The organism is Roseateles flavus, from assembly GCF_039872765.1.
Taxonomy (GTDB): domain Bacteria; phylum Pseudomonadota; class Gammaproteobacteria; order Burkholderiales; family Burkholderiaceae_C; genus Roseateles_B; species Roseateles_B flavus.
In genome coordinates this window covers 744,971-766,290 of the sequence record NZ_JBDPZC010000001.1, presented here as the reverse complement: position 1 = coordinate 766,290, position 21,320 = coordinate 744,971, and the positions used below count along the sequence as shown (strand labels likewise).

Genomic DNA, 21,320 nt, shown 5'->3' with positions numbered 1-21,320 from the left:
CTGGTCTCGCGGGCCAAGAAAAAACGCCGGGCGGCTGCCCGGCGTTTTCATTCCGCGTAGGGATCGTGACCGATCAGTACGTGGCCTTCAGGCTGGTGCTGCTCACGGTGGAGTAAGCGTTGACCAGGATGTAGTAGGTACCGGCAGCCGGCGAGGTGAAGGTGATGGTCTCGGTGTTGGTGCTGCCATCGGACTTCTTGGTGTAGGAAGTCGTGGTGGGCGCCGTGGTCATGCGAGCGTAGATGTCGCCGTCACCCGTGCCGCCGGACAGCTTGATGGTCAGGCTGGCCTTGCCGGCCGGAACCACGATGCTGTACAGCTTGGACGCGCCGGTGGACAGGCTGATGCCGGTCACAGCGACGTTGTTGGTCAGCGGGGTGGCGGTGGTACCGGTGCCCGAGCAGCTCACGCCGACAGCGCTGAAGGCCGCGGTGACGTCAGCCGTGGTGTAGCCGCGGCTGGTGGCAGCCTTCTCCACGCCGCAAGCGCCGGCGTTGAAGGTGCTGTTGGCCGTCCAGTACAGGCGGTTGGCGTCAGCGAAGACTTCGAAGGCCTTGCGGGTGTTCCAGCCAGCCTTGGTGGCCAGCAGGTAGAAGGCCTTGTTGTACACGCCCGAGCTGTAGTGCACGTCCAGACCGCTGGTGTACTTGCTGGCGTTGTCGATGGAGCGGCCGTCCTTGGTGGGGTCGTCCATGTAACGCAGCGCGCCGGTGCCCTTGAAGATCTCGTAGCCGACCTTCCAGTCGTTCGAGCCCTTCATGTAGTACTCAGCGGCTTCGCCGGCCATGTCGGAGAAGGCTTCGTTCATGCCGCCGGACATGCCGGAGTACACCAGGCCCGAGTTCTGCTCGGTGAAGCCGTGGCTGACTTCGTGCGAGGCGACGTCCAGGGAGACCAGCGGGTAGAAGGTCGAGGCGCCGTCACCGAAGTGCATGGCCGAGCCGTCCCAGAAGGCGTTCTCGTAGCTGGAGCTGTAGTGCACCTTCATCAGCAGCTTCTGGCTGATGGGGCGGACACCCAGCCATTGCGTGTACATGTTGAAGATGACATTGCCGAAGTAGTGGGCGTCGTTCATCGGCGAGAAGGCGCCGTTGATGGCCTTCACCGTGTTGCGGGGGCAGGTGAAGCTGTGCGGAGTCGTGCCCGAGGTGCCGCCGTTCAGGTTGACGGTGGCAACGTTCGTGCTGTTCAGCGAGCAGGTGGAGCCGCTCTGCGTGACGTCCAGGTAGCCCTTGCCGGCGGTGGTGCCGTACTCGTACTGGCCGGTCTTCTGGTTGCCGCCAGGGCCGGTGCCGTTGGCGTGGTGGATGCCTTCCCACTGCTGCAGGACTTCACCGGTGTTGGCGTCGACCAGGAAGTTGGGACGCTCAGGCTTGCCGACAGCGTGGCCGGTCAGGAAGCTGACGTGGTAGACCAGGCGGGCCTTGCCGCTGTCATCCAGCTTGACGTACAGCTTGGCCTGCTCGTTCTCGGTCTGGCCGTTGGCACGGGCCTGGGCCTTCAGCTGGGCCAGGATGGCGTTCTGGTTCAGGGTGGGGCGGCCGTGAGCCAGGTCGTTGGTGATGTTGCGGATGCGGGCACCAGAGAAGCTGCTGGTGGCGCCGTCGTTGTGTTCAACGATGGCTTCGCCCCAGACGGGCACGCCCTGGAACATCTGCTGGTGACGGGTCACCACGCGGCCGCTGGCGTAGGTCTTGCTGGCGACGGACTTCAGCTCGTCGGCGGCCAGGCCCAGGGCGGCGGCGGCGTTGGACTGGCCGTTGCTGGACGTACGCAGCGCGTTCTGTCCACCATTGCTGACCTGCAGGTTCAGCTCTTCACGGTCGGCGGCCATGGCTTGCACAGCCAGGGTGACGGCGGCCAGGGCGAAAGCGCCCTTCAGCGCCGTCTTCATTTGCTTGCTCATCTTGCTCTCTCTTTGCTTGTTGTCAGGGGTTTTCCCCTGGTGTATCCAGTCTGACCTGGTGGGGCCATGGACCGGTCCTCGTCGACGTGAGCGCCTGGGTGAGGGCGCCCAGCCTTGCCGACAAGTCCGGAATACGCGCCATCGACCAGGGATAGCTCGCATCCGGGCGCCTTGTCGGCGCCCTTGCTCCACGCGACCGCCATACCTCCAACAGCCGTGCCTAGCAGGTGGGAGCGGATGCTAGCCAGCGCTATTAGCGGGGCTACCTGTCAAATCTGACATCCATATTTCCCCCGCTTGCTGCGCCGCCTTCGAATCGCAAATCGCACAAGCGGGCGACAGGCGGTCGGACCGGGCACGATTCGCCAAAGATCACCGGCTTGCGCCGCGCAGGGGGAGCCACCCCCTGCGGCATACGTTTGCGGGGGCGGTGGACTCAGGCAAGATGCAGGTCTTTCGCAGCCCACAGGTCCCGCGTGTCATGCCCGGTGAGTTCGACGCCCTGTACGACACAGACGATGCCTTGCAGCCCTGGTATGCCCAGGGCGTCTTGCATCTGCTGCCCACTGAAACGTCTTCTTGCATCCACCTGGCCTGGCAGTTGCGGGAGCGAGACAGCCACCAGGCCCAGGACTGTCTTGCCATCGCCACGCGGGAAAGCGAGAGGAGCGGGAAAGCCCTGAGCCTGCAGGAGCACTGGCTTGCCCGACTGACCCAGGCCGACCTGCTGCGCCTGCAGGCCCGCCTTCCGGAAGCCTCGGCGCTGCTGGCAAGCTTGCCGGAGCAGGACGCACCCAGCCTCGTTCTGGCGGCGGACCTGCAGGGCGTGCAGGCCGGCATCGCCACCGGCACGGGCAACTTCGCCGAACGCGACCAGTGCCTGCGCCGAGCCGCCGAGTGGGCGCGGCAGGCCGGCGATCAGGCGCGCGAAACCTACTACCGCGCCGTGCTGGCACGCCTGCAGGTCCTGCGCGGACAGGAGCCCGAACCAGACATCGACGCACGGCTGCAGCAGGCCTCCGACGGTCCTGCCTATGTGCAGGCGGCGCTGCAGCAGTTGCGGGCGACCCGCGCCTTTCGGCGCAGCGACTACGCCCAGGCCATCGAGGCCTATGTGCGCTGCCACCAGCTGGCCCTGTCCAGCGGGCAACTGCACCTGGCCATCATCGCGGCCGGCAATATCGGCAACGCCTTCACCAGCCTCAATGACCATGACGCCGCCCTGGAGTGGGTGCAGCGCGGACTGGACCTGGCCCTGCCCACGGGCTGGCCCAGCGCCGTCGGCAGTTGCCAGAGCCAGGTGGGCGAGGCGCTGCGTCACCTGGGCCGGCTGGACCTGGCCCGGCAGCGACTGGACGAAGCCGAGCAGACCCTGCGGCCGCTGCAGGCCTCCCGCTATTACGCGATCTCACTGCGCTACCGGGCCGAACTCGCGCTCGACCAGCAGCAGTACACCGAAGCGCTGGAGCGCCTGGATGCGCTGGAGTCCCGCGCCGAGTCCCGGGACCTGGCCATGGACCTGCGCCGCAGCCGCGCCCTGGCCCTGATGCGCCTGAGCCGGCTGGACGAAGCCCAGCAGGTCGCCCAGTCCGGCCTGGACGACGCGCGCCACGCGCAGGTCGGCGACCTCCAGGTCATGGCCCACATGGTCCTGGCCCAGATCGCGCGGGAGCGCCACCGCCAGCAGCCGGATGCCGGGCAGCTGGTGCAGGCCGCCGGGCACCTGGACCAGGCCCTGGCCGCCGCCTCCGGCATCCAGCACTACGCTCCGCCGATCGAGCTGCTGGACCTGCAGGCCCAGACCAATGCCGACCTGGGCCGTTTCGAGGCGGCCTACCAGGCGGCCGTGCGGGCCGGCGCGCTGCGCGAGCGCATGCATGGCCAGGACGTCACCGGGCGCATGCTCGCCATGCAGCTGCGCTACATGACGGAAAGCGAGCGGGCAGAGTCCGCCCACCACCGCGCCCTGGCCCATGCAGAGGCTCAGCGGGCGGAGATGGCTCAGCAGACCAGCGGCACGCTGGCGCGCCTGGGGGCCATCGGCCAGGAGATCACCACCAAGCTGGACGCGCCCTCGGTGTTCGCGGTGCTAGAGCGCCATGTCCATGCCCTGCTGGATGCGCGCAGCATCGCCGTCTACCTGATCGACGCCGACGGGCTCACCATGAGCTCGGTCTTCGACGTGGAGCACGGCCAGCACCTGCCGCCCCACCGCATCAGGCTCGATGCCGAGGAGAGCAACGCGGCTCGCGCGCTGCGCGAGCGCCGCGAGCTGCTGGTGGCCCTGGCTCCGGACGGGTCCGACCCCAGCCAGGTGCCCGGCACCATGCGCACCCTCAGCGCGCTCTTCGCGCCGCTGACCGTGGGGGACCGCGTGCTGGGCGTGATGACCATCCAGTCGCCGCTGCAGAATGCCTACGGCGAGATGGAGCGACTGGTGTTCCGCACGCTCAGCGCCTACACCGCCATCGCTCTGGACAACGCCCGAGCCTACAGCGACCTCGGTGACGCGCAGAAGCAGCTGGCCGCCCAGGAGAAGCTGGCGGCGCTGGGCGCCCTGGTGGCGGGCGTGGCCCATGAGCTCAACACGCCCATCGGCAATTCCCTGCTGATGGCGGGCACGCTGCAGAACAAGACCGACGAGATCGAGGCCGCCATGAGCGCCAACGCCCTGCGCCGCAGCAGCCTGGTTCGCTACCTCGACGACGCACGGCAGGCGGCGCAGCTGATCCACCGCGGCCTGCAGACGGCGGCCGGTCTCGTGGCCAGCTTCAAGCAGGTGGCCGTGGACCGCACCAGCGAGCAGCGGCGCGTGTTCGACCTGGCCCTCACCGTCACGGACGTCGTCGCCACGATGATGGGCGTGGTGCGCAAGGCGGGCCATCGCGTGGAGATCGACATCCCGCCCGGGCTGGAGATCGACGCCTACCCCGGCCCCCTGGGCCAGGTGCTCAGCAACTTCATCAACAATGCCCTGCTCCATGCCTTCGAGGACAGCTCCCGCGAAGGTGTGATGACGATCCGCGCGCGCAGCACCGACTCTGGCTGGCTGGCGCTGGAATTCGCCGACGACGGCCAGGGCATCGCCCCCGAGCTGCTGCACCGGGTCTTCGAGCCCTTCTTCACCACCAAGCTCGGCCGTGGGGGCACGGGACTGGGCCTGTCCATCAGCTACAACATCGTCGAGCAGCTCTTCGGCGGTCGGCTGCGCGTGCAGAGCAGCCCGGGCCAGGGCACCTGCTTCATCCTGGACCTGCCCCGCCAGGCGCCGCTGCGCCCCACCGAGGGGGAAGCGCCGCTGCACGTCGGGGCCACGGCATTCGCTCCGGCATACGCGAGCGAAGGACTCCCGCCCCCTCTCCCGGCTACGGGACAATAGCGGCCAGACCCCCCCGTACCGCGACACAGGAAAGACACCTCAGCATGGCCATCCAATGGTTTCCGGGCCACATGCACGCCACGCGCAAGGCCATCAAGGAGCGCATGAAGCAGGGCATCGATGTCGTCATTGAGCTCATCGACGCGCGCCTGCCCGGCTCCAGCGCCAACCCCTTGCTGGCCTCGCTGACCGATGGCAAGCCCAGCCTCAAACTGCTGAACAAGCAGGACCTCGCCGATCCCGCCCGCACCCAGCTCTGGCTGGACCACTACAACGCCCTGCCCGGCATCCGCGCCCTGCCGCTGGACGCCGGCAACAAGGCGCCGGCCAAGGCCCTCGTCGCCGCCTGCCGCGAGCTGGCACCGCTGCGCGGCGGCATGAGCAAGCCCCTGCGCATCCTGATCTGCGGCATTCCCAATGTGGGCAAGTCCACGCTGATCAACACGCTGGTGGGCAAGAAGTCCGCCAAGACGGGGGACGAACCCGGCATCACCAAGGTCGAGCAGCGGATCACGCTGGACCAGGACGCCTACCTCTTCGACACCCCCGGCATGCTGTGGCCGCGCATCAGCATTCCGGAGAGCGGCTACAACCTTGCCGCGAGCGGCGCCGTCGGGCGCAATGCGCTGGACGAGGAGGAGGTGGCGCTGGAGCTGCTGGACTACCTGCGCCTGAACTACGCGCCGCTGCTGCAGGCGCGCTACCGGCTCGAAGGCTCCATCGAGTCCCTCAAGGACGACGAGCTGCTGGAGGCCATCGGCCGCAAGCGCGGCGCCGTGCTGGGCGGTGGCCGCGTCAACATGCAGAAAGCCGCCGAGATCCTCATGTACGAGTTCCGCCAGGGCGTGCTGGGTCGCATCACCCTGGAAACGCCCGAGGAGTTCAAGTCCTGGGCCGCCACCGCCGCCATCGCCGATGCCGAGCGCGAACGCCTGGCCCAGGAGAAGAAGGCCGCGCGCAAGGGCCGATCCAGCCGGGACAGCTGGGACGCGGTCGAAGAAGAGGACGCATGAAGCTCGCCCGTCGCCCCCTCGCCCTCGCCGGACTGCTGCTGCTCGCGCGTCCGACCCTGGCGCAGGACGATCGCCCGCTGACCCTGCTCTACCGCGACAAGCCGCCCTACTCATACACCGAGGACCGCCAGCCCAAGGGCTTGCTGATCGAGCAGTCGCGTTCGGTGCTGTCGACCGCCGGCATCGCCGTGCAGATGGAGGAGGCCCCGCTCAAGCGCATCCAGCTGGAACTGCAGGCCAATGACCGCCCCCTGTGCTCTCCCGGCTGGTACAAGCTGCCGGAGCGCGAGGCCTACGCGCGCTTCAGCCTGCCCATGTCCCAGGACCTGCCGCATGTGGTGCTGGTCGGCCCGCGCTCCGCGGCCGCGGTGCGCGCCCATCGCAGCCTGGCCAGCCTGCTGGCGGACCCCACGCTGCACATGGCGGTGGTCGACGGCATCTCCTATGGCGGCGAGCTCGATGCCCTCATCCGCCAGCAGACGCCCCCGCCGCTGCGCGCCACCGTGACGCCCGTGCAGCTCACCCGCATGCTGGGTGCCGGCCGTGCCGACTACATGTTCATGGACCGCGAGGACTACCTCTGGCTGACCCGCCACGGCGAGGTCAGCAAGAAGCTCGGGGCGCTGAACTTCCCGGACCTGCCGGCGGGTCTGCAGCGCCACATGATGTGCAGCAAGAAGACCCCGGACGCCACGATGCAGGCCATCGATGCGGCGATCCGTACGCTGGGCCTGCCCAGGGCGCCCCAGCCCTGAGGGCGCGGCCATGGAAAAAGGCCGCAGCCCTTGCGAGCTGCGGCCTTGCCGATGCGCTGAGCATGGGCCGGCGGCTGCCGGCCCACAGGATCAGAACTCGTAGCGGGCGGTCAGGTTCATGCCCCACTGCGCCAGGCGGGTACGGCCGGCGGCATCGGTCGGCGTGACCAGCGGATCCGGCGTGGCGACGGCATACACCATCTTGCCGTCAGGCGTGATGCCGGCGAAGTTCACGAAGCTGCGGGTGGACGGGAATGCAGCCTCGGACACCTGGCCCCAGCGACGGTTCAGCAGGTTGCCGACGTTCATGATGTCCAGGGTGATCACGCCCTTGCCACCAGCGGTGATGCCGCGCACTTCCTGCGACAGGCGCAGGTCGAAGTTGTTGACCCAGGGCGCGAAGGCAGCGTTGCGACCGACCACGCCACCCTTGGCATTGCGCAGGGACTTGTCGCCGTTGACCACGTCCCAGAAGGCCGCTTCAGCCGCAGCGCCGGAGGCCGCCACGGTCTGGCCCGGCAGGCGGAACGCCACCTCGCCCGAGCCCGGGCCCTTCGGGATGTACATCAGGTCATTGCGCGAGCGACCGTCGCCGTTCATGTCATTGCGGTAGACCCAGCTGTAGGGCTTGCCGGCACGACCTTCATAGAACACGCCCAGCGTGGTCTTGTAGTTGTCGACAAAGGCCTTGCTGAAGTTCACGGCAGCGCTGATGCGATCACGGATCAGGTACTGCGAGTTGGCCGCCACGTTTTCATTGGGATTGAAGTTGGCACGGTTGTTCCAGCTCGAGCTCGAGACCGAGGAGGCCAGCGGGCTGACTTCCGTCGCGGCGGTGCGCGTGTAGGCCACGGACCAGCGCAGGTTGCTGTTCACGCGTTGCGAAAGCTGCAGGGTCAGGGTGTCGCCGTCGCCCTTGTTGGTCGAGGACGCCAGCAGCACGTTGCTGTAGTTGGCGTTGGCCAGCGCCTTGAAGCGCGAACCGCAGGACGAGTTCACCGACTCCGTACCGGCCGTCCAGCAGGCTTCGCTGCGACCGGCGGCGTTCCAGTACATCTCGCGGCCGTCCGGTGCGTAAGCAGTCACGGTACCCAGATTCAGGTGCTGGTAGTACAGGCCCTGCTTGACCTTGGTGTGCAGCCATTCCACGCCGGCTTCCAGACCGTACCAGGGCAGCTGGCCGTCCCAGGCCAGGTTCAGCTTCCACACGGAGGGTTGCGACAGGCCCTTCTCGACGAAGTCGACGTTGGCCTGGGGCGAGCCCGTCAGCGAAGGCTGGCTGGAGCCGTCCGGGTTGAAGCGCAGGCCGGCCGGGCACGGCGTGGTGCCGGTGCCGCAGTTGTAGATCGCCGTGGCGCCGACGTTCTGGTACGGGTTGGTCAGCCACACATTGGCTGCCGCGCCCTGGAACAGACCCACGCCACCACGGATCTGCGACTTGCGCTGGTCCACGGTGTCCAGCTGGTAGTTGAAGCCCAGGCGGGGCTGCACCAGCTTCTGGCCATCCACGTTGGCGGTGTTGTCCAGGCCGAAGCCGCCGGACTGGCGCACATTGGTCGCAGCATTGCCGGGGATCACGGGCAGCGCGGCGGCGGCATTGGCCACCGGGCGGTCGTCCGTCTTGACTTGATCGACGCGGACACCGGCCGTGATGTTCAGCTTCTTGTTGATCTTCCAGGTGTCCTGGAGGAAGAAGCCGATGTTGGTCAGGGTCCAGTTGGCGATCGAGTCGTCGATCGACTTGCCGGCGAAGGGCAGCTGCACCGAGTAGGACGTCGGCGTGCCATTGCGCAGCAGCGTCAGCGGGTCGGTGGCAGAGCCGGGGGCGCCGTTGCCGGAGAAGGTGTAGTTGCCGCGGGCGTCCTGCAGGAAGACGTTGAACATCTCATTGCGCGACAGGTCGGCACCGCCCTTGATTTCATGGTCGCCCACGAACAGGTTGCCGGCGAAGTAGGCGTCCAGCGTCTTGGTCTTCAGATTGTTGAGGTGACGGCTGCGCTCGGTGCCCAGATTCAGCGTGCGGCTGCTGCCATTGGTCCAGACCAGGTTGATCTGCGGCAGGTTGGTGTCGCTCAGCGTGGCCTTCTCGTAGTCGCGGTTCGAGACCTTCAGCTCGGTGGAGAAGTCCTCCGTCCAGTCGCTGAACAGCTGGGCCATCACGGTCTCGATGGTCTTGCGCTCGCGGTACCAGTAGGAGCTCAGCGCCAGCTGGTTCGTGCTGAAGCCCGGCAGGGTCGGCTCGTTCTGCTCGGTCTTGGTGTAGCGAACGTTGGCGCGGTGCTTGTCGTTGATGTTCCAGTCCAGCTTGACCAGCACGTCCTTGACGCTCAGTTCCAGGCCGCTGACGTTGTCCAGGCTGCCGGCGTCCACCTTGTAGACGTCCTTCATGATCTTCTGGGCTTCAGTGATCTGGGCCTGGGTGATATTCACCGCGGTCGCATTCGTCGAGCCGGCCGGGCCGTAGGCGGGCGAGGAGATGGAGTTGTGCTGCTCTTCATAGGCGGTGAAGAAGAACAGCTTGTCCTTGATGATGGGGCCACCCAGGGTGAAGCCGTACAGCCTTTCCTTGAACGGGGTCAGGCGGGTGAAGGTGTCGGTGGGCGGACGGTTCCAGCGGCGACCGGCCAAGTCCTGATCGCGGTAGGCGTAGGTGGCCGTGCCCTTGAAGGTGTTGGTGCCCGACTTGGTCACCGCATTGACGTTCGCGCCCGTGTAGCCCTTCTGCGTGACATCGTAGTTGGACAGGTTGATCTGCACCGAGTCGATGGCATCCATCGACACCGGCTGCTTCATCGTCGGCAGGTTGTTGGCTTCCAGGCCGAAGGTGTCGCTGATGGACACGCCGTCCACCGTGATGGAGTTGAAGCGGTTGTTCTGGCCTGCGGCAGAGATCTCGCCGTTTTCCTTGTTGGTCTGCGCGATGCGGGGATCCAGGCGGGCGTAGTCCTGCAGATTGCGCTGCATGGAGAACTGCTGGGCCAGATCAGCACCGGTCAGGTTGGTGCCGGAGCCCATGGTGGCCGAGTTGATCTTGGTGCTGGAGCCCGAGATCGTGACCTGCGCCAGCTGGTTCTGGGCCGGGCCGACGGTGAGGTCGATCGCAGTGGTCTCAGCCAGGGCCAGGAAGACGCCCTGGCGCTGGTTGCTGTCGCTGCCCTTGGTCACGGTGATGACGTAGGGACCGCCGGCGCGCAGGCCGCGGGCCGAGTAGCGGCCCTCGGCATCCGTGACCATGGTGTTGGTCGAGCCCGACTCGGTGTGCACGATGAGCACGGTCGCGCCCGCGACCGGCTTGCCATCGGGCGACATCACGCGCCCACCCACGGCAGCCGTGGTGTTCTGCGCCAGCGCCGGGGCGGCAGCCACGATGGCCACCGCGACGCTCAGCGCCGTGCGGGAAAAGCGAGACCAATGCAAGTCGTTCATGCCGACAACTCCTCAAGGAAGAATGAAAAAATCCGGAGACCCGCCCAAGCCCATGCCGACCGGCGAGTCAAGTGCACACAACAGAAATCAAATCAAGCGCAAACGTTTTACTTCTCGATTTCTCAGGAAGCCAAACGTTTTCGCTCACAGGACTCAGCACAAAAAACCGCATGCAGGAGCCACTCCGACAACAACGGGTCCGGCGGGTCAGGCCTGCGGCCCGCAGCAGCCGCGGCCCGCTCGCCACCCGGTCAGGCGCACAGGCGCCCGGCCTCGCCCCGTGCCGCCCGCCAGTGTGCCGAACTCATGTGCAAGACAGATGACAGGCAGGCAAGGACAGGCTCGCGCAAAGGCGCCTGGGCCGAATTCTGGCAGCAGGCCCGGATCACCCCCCTAGTGGAAGCCCCCAAAAGCCCGCAGCTGTCACAAAGTGTGGCGACGACGCCGCACATATCGCAGGACGTCCCGGCCGCCGCCGGCCCACGCGACGCTGACACGCCTTCGCGCCGGCCCGGGGTGCGGGCTTGCAGAGTCGCCGGGCGACCCCATCTGCAGGCTTCCACGCCATTTCCCCGGGGCCCTCATGTCGCTGCTTCTCCTCGGTCTCCTGGGCCTGTTCGCCCTGGGCCTGCTCCTGCTGCCTCCCTGGTGGCGCCGGCAGCAGCGCCAGCGCCGGATGCAGGCGCCGTTTCCCGCCGCCTGGCGCAGCCTGCTGCGCCGCGAGTGGCCCCTGTACCGCCGCCTGACGCCGCCCCAGCAACGCCGGCTGCAGCAGCTGGTGCAGGTTTTTGTCGCGGAAAAGCCCATCATCGGCTGCGGGGGCCTCAAGGTCAGCACCGCCATGAAGGTGCTCATCGCGGCGCAGGCCTGCCTGCCCTTGCTGGGCCATGCGCGGGGGGTCTATCCCCAGCTGAGCCAGGTGCTGCTCTACCCGGCGGCCTTCGCGTTGCAGCGGGTGCATGACCTCGGCGCCGGCGTGCAGATGGAGCGGCGCGAGTGGCTCAGCGGCGAATCCTGGCAGCAGGGGCAGGTGATCCTGTCCTGGCAGGACGTGGTGGCCGGCGCCCGGGTACCGGACGATGGCCGCAATGTGGTGATCCATGAATTCGCCCACCAGCTGGACCAGGCCAACGGCCGCGCCAATGGAGCGCCGCCCCTGGGCAGCCGCGAAGCCCATGCGCACTGGGCCGCGGTGATGCAGGTCGAATTCCAGGCGCTCAAACAGGCCCTCGCTCAGGGTCTGCCCTGCCTGCTGGATCCCTATGCCGCCACGGACGAGGCCGAGTTCTTCGCCGTGGCCAGCGAAAGCTTCTTCGAGCAGGGCGAGCTGATGGCACAGCACCATCCGCGCCTCTACGCCCTGCTGGCGGACTACTACGGCCTGCAGCCCCGCCACTGGCAGACGCCAGCCCTGGCCTGAAGACCCAGGGGGTGAGGCGCCCGCTCAGAACCCCAGAGAAGCCAGCAGGTCGTCCACGTCGTCCTGCTTCAGGGCCTTGTCGGGCGTCTGCACGCCCTCCAGGGTCGCACTGGAGCCCACGCAGGCCTCCTCGGCCACGAGCGGGGGCTCGGAGCTGGACAGCAACTGCTGCAGCGGGCTCTCCACCCGGTCCAGCATGCCGATGACCTTGTTGATCACCTGCCCCGACAGGTCCTGGAAGCCCTGGGCCAGCATCAGCTCAGTGTGCAAGGCCTGCTCGCGCTCGGCAAAGCCGCCGGCCTGGCGGGCGTAGGCCGCGCACAGCCGCATCATCGCCCGGGCACGGTCCACGCTCATGTCCTCGGACGAGGCCAGGCGCTCCAGGGCCTCGGCCAGGTCCTGCCCCTTCTTGCCCACCTCGCCGGCGTCCTCCTGCGCCTTCTCGACCAGGCTCAAGACCTTGTCGGCCGCCTGCTCCGTCATCTGCTGCACGTAGCGCAGGCGCTCGCAGGCATCGGGGAGCTCCTCGACCACCTTGTGCAGCACACGCAAGGCCTCGGCGCTCAGCTCGCTGTGCAAGGAGGGGTCGACGGCGGGCGCCGGACGGTTCTGAACTTCTGACATGACCGTGTTGTTGCTGTTCCCTGAAGCGGCGCACGCCAGTGCCGGTGGCCGCAGGGGCACATGGTAGTCGTGCGACAAGCCGCGCCCGCCCCCCTGAAAGCCGGCAATTGCACGACAAATCACACACATCGCCTTTGCATCGCGGGCGATACTGCAGACACATCGGCCAGCACGGACATCCAGCGGTACATGAGTCCCTCCCCCATCGCTTCCGAGCGCCTCCCGCGCGATGCCGGGCCGCTGGACCACGCGCTGAGCGAGCTGCTGGGTCTGGCCCTGGCACTGGTGGATGAGCAGGGCCGCATCAGCCAGGCCAACGCCGGCTTCGGCATGCTCACCGGCCTGCGTCCGAGCCAGCTGCGGGGCTGCGCGGTCAACAGCCTGCGCTCACTCCCTGCCCCCTTGCTGGACCAGCTCGCCAAGGCCGCCAGCCAGCCCGACCCGTTGTGGCAGGACGAGCTCAGCTGCCCCACGCCGGAGGGCGAGCACCGCTACCTGTGGCAGATCCAGCGCCTGCACAGCGCCGGCCCGGCCCGCCGCCAGCTGGTGCTGTGCGGCACCGACCTCGGCCCTGACAGCGGCGCCGAGTCCGGCAGCGACGGCCAGGACCTCCAGAACGAAGTCCTGCACACCCTGGTCTACGAGGACGAGCTCACCGGCCTGATGAGCCGCTACGCCCTGCGCGAGCGGCTGCTGAGCCTGATCGAGCGCCGCGAGGAGTTCGGCCTGCTGGCCATCAAGCCGCGCGACTTCAGCCTGCTGCGCGACAACTTCGGGCCCGACGGCGCCGACGAGGTCCTGGTCGCCGTCGCCAGCGCACTCAAGACCCTGCTGCCCGCGCCGGCCGTGGTGGCCCGCTCGCTGGGCGTCGAGTTCATGGTGCTGATGCCCGGCCCCGGTGGCATCGAGGAGATGCAGCGCCTGGGCCGCATGGTGCTGCAGCGCTTCACCCAGCCGCTGAGCCTCAAGCGCACGGAGCTGGTGGTGCCGGTGAGCATCGGCATTGCCTGTCATCCCATGCATGGCGCCGAACTGGAAGAGCTGCTGCGCAATGCCGACACCGCCCTGCACAGCGCGCAGGAGGACGGCGGCCGCACCCAGCGCGTCTACGACCCCCGCATGCAGCAGCGCGCCCGCGAGCGCCTGTGGCTGGACCATCACCTGCGCAAGGCCCTGGAGCTGCAGCAGCTGGAGCTGCACTACCAGCCCAAGCTGGACCTGCGCACCGGGCACTGCCTGGGCGTGGAGGCCCTGCTGCGCTGGCGCCATCCCAAGCGCGGGCTGATCCGCCCCGACCTCTTCATCGCCCGCGCCGAGGACAACGGCCAGATCGCCGCCATCGGGCGCTGGGTCATCGTCAGTGCCGCCTCGCAGGCCGCGCAGTGGCGCGCCCAGGGCCTGCCCACGCGCATCGCGGTCAACATCAGCGCGCGCCAGTTCCAGGACGCCGACCTGCTTCGCTGGCTCTCGGAATGCCAGCGCGCGGCCCATGGCCTGCTGGACGTGGAGCTGACCGAGAGCAGCGTCATCGGCGACCAGCAGCGCACCGCGGCCTTCATGCAGGAGTGCCGCCAGCTGGGCTTCAAGGTCTACCTGGATGACTTCGGCACCGGCTTCTCCTCGCTGGCCATGCTGGCGCGCCTGCCCATCGACGTGATCAAGCTGGACCGCTCTTTCCTGAAGTCCGGCCCCGAGCAGGAGCGCAGCGAGGCGCTGATGAAGTCCGTGGTCAGCGTGGCCAAGGAGCTGCGGCTGAGCATCGTGGCCGAGGGCGTGGAGACCATCGCCCAGGAGGCCTTCCTGCGCGATATCGGCGTGCACTCCGCCCAGGGCTGGCTCTATGCCGTGGCCATGCCGGCCGCCGAGTACCCCGGCTGGATGCAGGCCCGGCAGCGGCGCTGAGGGCCGCCACCGGGCGCAGGTCCCGGCTCAGGCTCAGGCCTGGAAGACGGCACAGGCCTCGGTGAGGGCCTCGGCCTGCAGGCGCAGGCTGCTGGCGGCCGCGGCGCTTTGCTCGACCAGCGCGGCGTTCTGCTGGGTCATGCGATCCAGTTCCGTGACCGCGCCATTGACCTGCCCGATCCCCTGGCTCTGCTCGCCCGTGGCGGTGGAGATCTCGTCGATCAGGGTCGTGACCTGGCGCACCTGGTCGACGATGCCCTGCATGGCGCCCAACGCACCCGTCACCTGGGCGTTGCCGGCCTCCACCTTCTCGACCGAATCGGCGATCAGGCGCTTGACCTCCTTGGCGGCCTCCGCGCTGCGCTGGGCCAGGCTGCGGACCTCGGAGGCCACCACCGCGAAGCCACGCCCCTGCTCACCCGCCCGCGCGGCTTCCACCGCGGCATTGAGCGCCAGGATGTTGGTCTGGAATGCGATGCCATCGATCACGCCGATGATGTCGCCAATGCGCTGGCTGGCATGGGTGATCTGCTGCATGGTGCCGGCCACGCCGGTGACGATGTCGCCGCCCCGCTCGGCCGCCTCGCGGGCCTGGTTGGCCAGACCACTGGCCGTCCGCGCATTCTCGGCACTCTGCTTGACCGTGCCCGTCATCTGCTCCATGGAGCTGGCCGTCTGCTGCAGATTGCTGGCCTGCGCTTCGGTACGGGCGCTGAGGTCCAGATTGCCCTCGGCGATTTCGCGACTGGCCTGGGCCAGGCCATCGACCTGCCCGGACACGTCATCCACCACCGAGCGCAGGTTCAGCCCGGCCTGGTTCACCGAGCGAAGAATCATGCCGATGTCGTCCAGGCGGTCCAGCTGCCGCATGCGCCCGGGCTGGCCGCTGGCCACCGTCTGCGCCTGCTCGGCGATGGTGCGCAGCGGCGCCACCAGCTGCTGCTCCATCCAGGCCCAGGCCGGCAGCAGCCCCAGCAGCACCAGCAGGGCCTGCACCCAGGCGGTGGCCCCCAGGGCGATGCCCAGGCCCACAGGCAGCAGGGCCATCAGCAGGCCCAGCATCACGCGGCCACGGACCGACAAAGTCTGGAACAGATTCAGTGCCGCCAGCGGCCCGCTGCGCAGCAGCAGCCCGCGGTGAAAGCGCAGTCCGCCCGCACGCCCTTCGCGAAAGCGCCGGTAGAGCTGCTCGGCGGCCCGCACCTCGGCCGCTTCCGGCTTGGTGCGCACGGACATATAGCCCGTGACGCGCCCGCCGCGCACCACCGGCGTCGCATTGGCGCGCACCCAGTAGTGGTCGCCATCCTTGCGGCGGTTCTTGACGAGCGCAGTCCAGGAGAGGCCCGCCCGCAGCGTGGCCCACATGTCGGCAAAGGCCTCCTTGGGCATGTCGGGGTGGCGCACCAGGTTATGCGCCTGGCCGATCAGCTCTTCGCGGCTGTAGCCGCTCACCTCCACGAACGCCCCGTTGGCATAGGTGATGTGGCTGCTGGCGTCCGTGGTGGACAGAAGCGTCACGCCCTCAGGGAACGGGTATTCCTGCTGGGTGACGGGAAAGTTTTCTCGCATGGTGCGGGTCTCCAGACTACTCCCCTGGGACGGGCCACATGTATCCGCGGCGCCAATCAATGCATGCATCAGAGTCAAACGATTTCATTGACTCCCGGCAGGGACTGCCGAGACTTCAGGAACTGACTCGATTCAGATGCGCCCACGAATGGTTACAAACCAGTTACATATCGTCAAGCGCCAGCGCAGCGGCGCATTTCACGGACAGCAACCGTTTGCATTCCGAATCATCGCAGGGCGTGGAACATGCACGGCCGCGCATGGGCCGGCGGCCAGGCCGACTAGCCCCAGAGGTCCAGCGGCGGCTCGTGCACCAGGGCCTTGAGCAGATCGCTGCGGGACACAAAGCCCTGCACCGCGCCGGCCTCATCCAGCACCGGCAGGCCTGGCAGGTGCAGTTCCAGCAGCAGGCGCGCCAGCTGGCGCAGCGAGGTCTGCGGGCTCGCGCAGGGCACCGGCGACAGCATGTGCTCCTGCACCGTCTCGGTCAGCAAGTGCTGCCAGTGCCAGGGATTGGGCAGGTCGGCCGAGCCCATCAGCGAAGGCGGCAGGAGCTCGCCCCGCAGCAGCAGGCCCACGGGGCGCCCGTCCGCGCCCAGCACGGGCGCCTGGCTCAGGCCGCGCTGCTGCAGGGCCTGCCAGGCGTCGTCGATGCTCATCTGCAGGGGCAGGCAGAAGGCCGGGCTGCTCATGACCGCTCGCACCTGCGACAGCGGCTGCTCGCGGCTGGGCGGCTCCTCATACTGGGCCAGTGCCTGGCGAATGCCGGCCGGCAGGCCGCCGAAGGGCGTCGGCCCCCCGGCCTGCACACGCTCGAGCGCTGCCCCGGCCACCTCGGCACCGCGCCCGACCGCCGTCGCGGCGCGCACCCGCGCGAGGGACTGCACGGCGTCGGAGCGCGCCAGCTGCTCGATATCCCCGCTGACGACCCGCCCCGCAAGACCGTAGACCGTGAACATGCGACACCTCCAGAAATGGCCGAACTGCCTTCAGCCTCGATTGGACAGGGGCCTGCCCCGCCTTGCCCGCAGGAACGGCAAGGAATCGTAAGTGGCACCACCTGACCCCGGGACGGCGGGGAGCGGCCGCCCGCCCGGGACCGCGCTCAAATCACCGGCAGCGCCGTCTCGTACTTCACCTCGCGCAGCACCACATTGCTGCGCACGCTGGCCACGCCGGGCACCTTGAAGACCTTGCTCTGCAGGAACTGGTCGTAGGCCTTCATGTCGGGGACCACGACCTTGATGACGTAGTCGGCCTCGCCGGTGATGCCGTGGCATTCGATGATCTCGCGGCTGGTCTGCACGAGCTGCTCGAACTGCTCCACCGCACCCTCGCTGTGCCGCACCAGGCTGACATTGGCCAGCACGCAGATCGACAGGCCCAGCTTCTCGCGGTCCACCAGGGCGACATGGCGGCGGATCACACCGCTGTCCTCCAGCTCCTTGACCCGCCGCCAGACCGGCGTGGCGGACAGCCCCACTCGCTCCGCCAGGGCCTGCGTGGAGAGCCGCGCATCGGCCTGCAGGGCCTCCAGAATCTGGCGCGTGGCCCGATCGAAACGTTCTGACTCCATAGCGAGCCTCCTTGAGATGAATTCTCTCACCCACCCGCTTGACAGGGGGAATTGAAGAAACAAACACTGCCTGGGCTCGCCAAAAATCTCGCGCAGTTTTCCCTCAAAGATTCCCGCGCCAGGAGACGCCCATGTCCGATGCACTCACCCCAACCGCGAGCCCTGCCGAGCCCGCCGGCCCCGCATTGCGCCCCTACAAGCTCTCCGACAACCTCAGCGCCGGCAGCGGCCAGGTCTTCCTGACCGGCACCCAGGCCCTGGTGCGCCTGCTGCTGGCCCAGAAGGCCCTGGACGAGCGCAACGGGCTGAAGACCGCCGGCTTCGTCTCCGGCTACCGCGGCTCGCCGCTGGGCATGGTCGACCAGCAGCTGTGGAAGGCGAAGAAGTTCCTCGAGGCCGCGCAGGTGAACTTCCTGCCCGCCATCAATGAAGACCTCGCCGCCACCGCCTGCCTGGGCGTGCAGCGCGTGGCGCTGGACCCGAAGCGCACGGTCGATGGCGTCTTCGCGATGTGGTACGGCAAAGGCCCCGGCGTGGACCGCTCGGGCGATGCACTCAAGCACGGCAACGTCTACGGCACCTCCACACAGGGCGGTGTGCTCGTGGTCTGTGGCGACGACCACGGCTGCGTCTCCTCCTCCACCCCGCACCAGAGCGACCTCGCCCTGCAGGCCTGGAGCATGCCCATCGTGCATCCGGCCAATGTGGCGGAGTACCTGCAGTTCGGTCTGTACGGCTGGGCGCTGTCGCGCTTCTCGGGCGCCTGGGTGGGCTTCAAGGCCATCTCGGAGGTCGTCGAGTCCGGCATGACCGTCGACCTGGACCGCGTGCCGCTGGACTTCGAGCTGCCGGTCGATTACGTGGCGCCGACGAACCTGCACATCCGCCAGGTCGACCTGCCCTCGCTGGACCTGGAATCGCGCCTGGCCCACAAGCTGGACGCCGTGCTGGCCTTTGCCAAGCTGAATTCCATCGACAAGCACATCGTCACCAGCCCGCGCGCCACGCTGGGCATCGTGACCGTGGGCAAGGCGCACTACGACTTCATGGAAGTGCTGCGCCGCCTGGACCTGGACCCCAACGCCCTGGCCGCGGCCGGCGTGCGCGTCTACAAGGTGGGCCTCGTCTTCCCGCTTGAACCGACGCGGATGCGCGAGTTCGCGCAGGGCCTCACCGACATGCTGGTGATCGAGGAGAAGGCCCCGGTGGTCGAGCGCCAGATCAAGGAGCTGCTGTACCACCTGCCCGATGCCCAGCGCCCGCGTGTGGTCGGCAAGACCGATGAACACGGGGCCGCCGTGCTCTCGGCCCTTGGCGAGCTGCGCCCCTCGCGCATCATGGCCACCGTGGCCGACTGGCTGGCCCGCCTGAACCCAGCCCTGGACCGCCGCCACCTCGTGGTGGACTTCCTCACGCCCTGCCTGCTCTCCAACGAAGCCGACGGCGTGCGCCGCCAGCCCTACTTCTGCTCGGGCTGCCCGCACAACACCAGCACCAAGCTGCCCGAGGGCTCGCGCGCGCTGGCCGGCATCGGCTGCCACTTCATGGCCAGCTGGATGGAGCGCGGCACCTCCGGCCTGATCCAGATGGGCGCCGAGGGCGTGGACTGGGCCGCGCACAGCCGCTTCACCACCGAGAAGCACGTCTTCCAGAACCTGGGCGACGGCACCTACTACCACTCCGGCTACCTGGCCATCCGCCAGGCCATCGCCGCGCGGGCCAACATCACCTACAAGATCCTCTACAACGACGCCGTCGCCATGACCGGCGGCCAGCCGGTGGACGGCACGACCAGCGTGCCCCAGATCGCGCGCCAGGTGGAGGCCGAGGGCGTGAAGCGCCTGGCGGTGGTGTCCGACGAGCCGGAGAAGTACCTCGGCCACGAGAGCCTCTTCCCGCCCAAGACCACCTTCCATCCACGCGCCGACCTCGACGCCGTGCAGCGCGAGCTGCGCGAGATCGAGGGCGTGACCGTGCTGATCTACGACCAGACCTGCGCCGCCGAGAAGCGCCGCCGCCGCAAGAAGGGCGAGTTCTACGACCCGCCCAAGCGCGTCTTCATCAACGAGGCCGTCTGCGAGGGCTGCGGGGACTGCGGCCAGGCCAGCAACTGCCTCTCCGTCGTGCCCGTCGAGACCGACTGGGGCCGCAAGCGCGCCATCGAGCAGAGCAGCTGCAACAAGGACTTCAGCTGCGTCAACGGCTTCTGCCCGAGCTTCGTCTCGGTGCATGGCGCGCAGCTGAAGAAGAAGGTCGGCTCGGGCTTCACCGCCGCCGACCTCGCCCGCGAAATCAGCGCCATCCAGCCCCCCGCCGCCTGGCAGTGGACGGGCCCCTTCGACATGCTCGTGACCGGCGTGGGCGGCACCGGCGTGGTGACCGTCGGTGCGCTCGTGTCGATGGCGGCGCACCTCGAAGGCAAGCAGGCCTCGGTGCTCGATTTCATGGGCTTCGCGCAGAAGGGCGGCTCGGTGCTGTCCTTCGTGCGCGTGGCGCCGACGCAGGACCTGCTCAACCAGGTCCGCATCGACACCCAGCAGGCCGACGTGCTGCTGGCCTGCGACATGGTGGTGGGCGCCTCGCCCGACGCGCTGGGCACCGTCAAGCCCGGCCGCACCGTGATCCTGGCCAACACGCATGAGCTGCCGACCGCGGCCTTCGTGCGCAACCCGGATGCCAGCTTGCAGGGTCAGGGCTTGCTCGCGAAGATGCAGCATGCCGTCGGGGGCCAGCTTGATCTGCTGGACACGATCGACGCACAGTCCATCGCCCAGACGCTGATGGGCGACACCATGCCCAGCAACATCATCATGCTGGGCGCCTGCTGGCAGCGCGGCCTGATCCCGGTGAGCTTTGCGGCCCTGATGCGCGCCATCGAGCTCAACGGCGTGGCCGTGGACGGCAACAAGACCGCCTTCGCGCTGGGCCGCCTGGCCATCGCTGCGCCCGAAGCCCTGCGCCGCCTGGCCGGCCAGCCCGACGGCACGCCGGTGCAGCTGCTGCTGGGCCAGGACAAGCTCGATGGCGAGGACGGCCTGATCGCCCGCCGCCTGGCCTTCCTCACCGACTACCAGGACGCCGCCTACGCGCAGCGCTACCTCGCCCTCGTGCAGGAGATCCGCCTGGCCGAAGGCCGCCTGGGCGAGCTGGGCCAGGGCGAGCGGCTCTCCAAGGCCGTGGCCCGCTACCTGGCCAAGCTCATGGCCATCAAGGACGAGTACGAGGTCGCCCGCCTCTACACCGACGGCCGCTTCGAGCAGGCGCTGAAGGAGCAGTTCCAGTCCTTCGACCGCCTCTCCTTCCACATGGCCCCGCCCCTGGTCTCCAAGCCGGGCGCCGACGGCCGCGCGAAGAAGATCGAGCTGGGCAGCTGGACCTTCTCGGCGCTGAAAGTACTGGCCAGGTTCAAGGGCCTGCGCGGCGGCTGGCTGGACATCTTCGGCAAGACCGAGGAACGCCGCATGGAGCGCCAGCTGCTGGCCGACTACGAGCAGCTGCTGCGCCGCGAGATCCTGCCGCTGCTGCAGCCCGGACTGGAGAAGCCGCGCTACGAGCTGATGCTGGCCCTGGCGCGCCTGCCGGAGAAGATCCGCGGCTATGGCCATGTGAAGCTGGCCAATGTGGTGACGGCACGGGCCCAGTGGAAGGACCTGCTGGACCGGCTGCAGGGCAAGGTGCAGGACGCCGGCCCGGTGGCCAGCGCGGCGCCGATCCGGATCAAGGGCGTGGCGGAGTTGTGAGCCCGACGGC

Annotated in this window: 12 protein-coding genes; 6 read left to right on the top strand and 6 right to left on the bottom strand. The window is 68.3% G+C overall.

Features of this window, described 5'->3' with window-relative positions; genetic code table 11:
• Window positions 1-73: 73 nt before the first annotated feature.
• The gene (locus ABDJ40_RS03405) at window positions 74-1,906 is read right to left on the bottom strand and encodes a M4 family metallopeptidase (protein WP_347606087.1); all 1,833 of its coding nucleotides are present in this window, start codon (window positions 1,904-1,906) and stop codon (window positions 74-76) included.
• A 445-nt stretch (window positions 1,907-2,351) separates the two neighbouring features.
• On the opposite strand from ABDJ40_RS03405, the gene ABDJ40_RS03400 reads away from it, so the two are divergent.
• From ABDJ40_RS03400 to ABDJ40_RS03390, 3 genes are read left to right on the top strand one after another with little or no spacing between them, the layout of a single operon-like run.
• Entirely contained in the window at window positions 2,352-5,285 is a 2,934-nt protein-coding gene (locus ABDJ40_RS03400) for an ATP-binding protein (RefSeq protein ID WP_347606084.1), read from the top strand.
• Between the two features lie 44 nt (window positions 5,286-5,329).
• Window positions 5,330-6,298 (top strand): ribosome biogenesis GTPase YlqF, encoded by a 969-nt coding sequence (gene ylqF, locus ABDJ40_RS03395; protein WP_347606081.1) that lies wholly within the window; start codon window positions 5,330-5,332, stop codon window positions 6,296-6,298.
• Window positions 6,295-7,053 (top strand): substrate-binding periplasmic protein, encoded by a 759-nt coding sequence (locus ABDJ40_RS03390; protein ID WP_347606078.1) that lies wholly within the window; start codon window positions 6,295-6,297, stop codon window positions 7,051-7,053. Before ylqF ends, ABDJ40_RS03390 begins: the two co-directional genes overlap by 4 nt.
• A gap of 90 nt (window positions 7,054-7,143) precedes the next feature.
• Here ABDJ40_RS03390 and ABDJ40_RS03385 read toward each other — a convergent pair whose 3' ends face one another.
• A complete protein-coding gene (locus tag ABDJ40_RS03385) occupies window positions 7,144-10,479 on the bottom strand; it encodes a TonB-dependent receptor (protein WP_347606075.1) in 3,336 nt (1,111 codons plus the stop codon).
• A gap of 583 nt (window positions 10,480-11,062) precedes the next feature.
• Here ABDJ40_RS03385 and ABDJ40_RS03380 point away from each other — a divergent pair.
• Entirely contained in the window at window positions 11,063-11,899 is an 837-nt protein-coding gene (locus ABDJ40_RS03380; RefSeq protein WP_347606072.1) for a M90 family metallopeptidase, read from the top strand.
• Between the two features lie 24 nt (window positions 11,900-11,923).
• Here the strand turns inward: ABDJ40_RS03380 and ABDJ40_RS03375 are convergent, their stop codons facing one another.
• The gene (locus tag ABDJ40_RS03375; protein WP_347606069.1) at window positions 11,924-12,523 is read right to left on the bottom strand and encodes a protein phosphatase CheZ; all 600 of its coding nucleotides are present in this window, start codon (window positions 12,521-12,523) and stop codon (window positions 11,924-11,926) included.
• Between the two features lie 189 nt (window positions 12,524-12,712).
• On the opposite strand from ABDJ40_RS03375, the gene ABDJ40_RS03370 reads away from it, so the two are divergent.
• Window positions 12,713-14,425, top strand: a complete 1,713-nt coding sequence (locus ABDJ40_RS03370; RefSeq protein WP_269631837.1) for a putative bifunctional diguanylate cyclase/phosphodiesterase — start codon at window positions 12,713-12,715, stop codon at window positions 14,423-14,425.
• A gap of 33 nt (window positions 14,426-14,458) precedes the next feature.
• Here ABDJ40_RS03370 and ABDJ40_RS03365 read toward each other — a convergent pair whose 3' ends face one another.
• The 3 genes from ABDJ40_RS03365 to ABDJ40_RS03355 form a co-directional block, all read right to left on the bottom strand.
• Window positions 14,459-15,994 carry a methyl-accepting chemotaxis protein gene (locus ABDJ40_RS03365; RefSeq protein WP_347606064.1) on the bottom strand — a complete coding sequence of 512 codons (1,536 nt, stop codon included), beginning with the start codon at window positions 15,992-15,994 and terminating at the stop codon, window positions 14,459-14,461.
• A 281-nt stretch (window positions 15,995-16,275) separates the two neighbouring features.
• Window positions 16,276-16,953 carry a CBS domain-containing protein gene (locus ABDJ40_RS03360; protein ID WP_347606061.1) on the bottom strand — a complete coding sequence of 226 codons (678 nt, stop codon included), beginning with the start codon at window positions 16,951-16,953 and terminating at the stop codon, window positions 16,276-16,278.
• A gap of 146 nt (window positions 16,954-17,099) precedes the next feature.
• Window positions 17,100-17,570: an Lrp/AsnC family transcriptional regulator gene (locus ABDJ40_RS03355; protein WP_347606058.1), complete on the bottom strand. Its 471-nt coding sequence runs from the start codon at window positions 17,568-17,570 to the stop codon at window positions 17,100-17,102.
• Window positions 17,571-17,701: 131 nt separating this feature from the next.
• Between ABDJ40_RS03355 and ABDJ40_RS03350 the strand changes: the two genes are divergently transcribed.
• Window positions 17,702-21,310, top strand: coding sequence for an indolepyruvate ferredoxin oxidoreductase family protein (locus tag ABDJ40_RS03350; RefSeq protein ID WP_347606055.1), 3,609 nt, complete (start codon window positions 17,702-17,704; stop codon window positions 21,308-21,310).
• The last annotated feature ends 10 nt before the right edge of the window (window positions 21,311-21,320 follow it).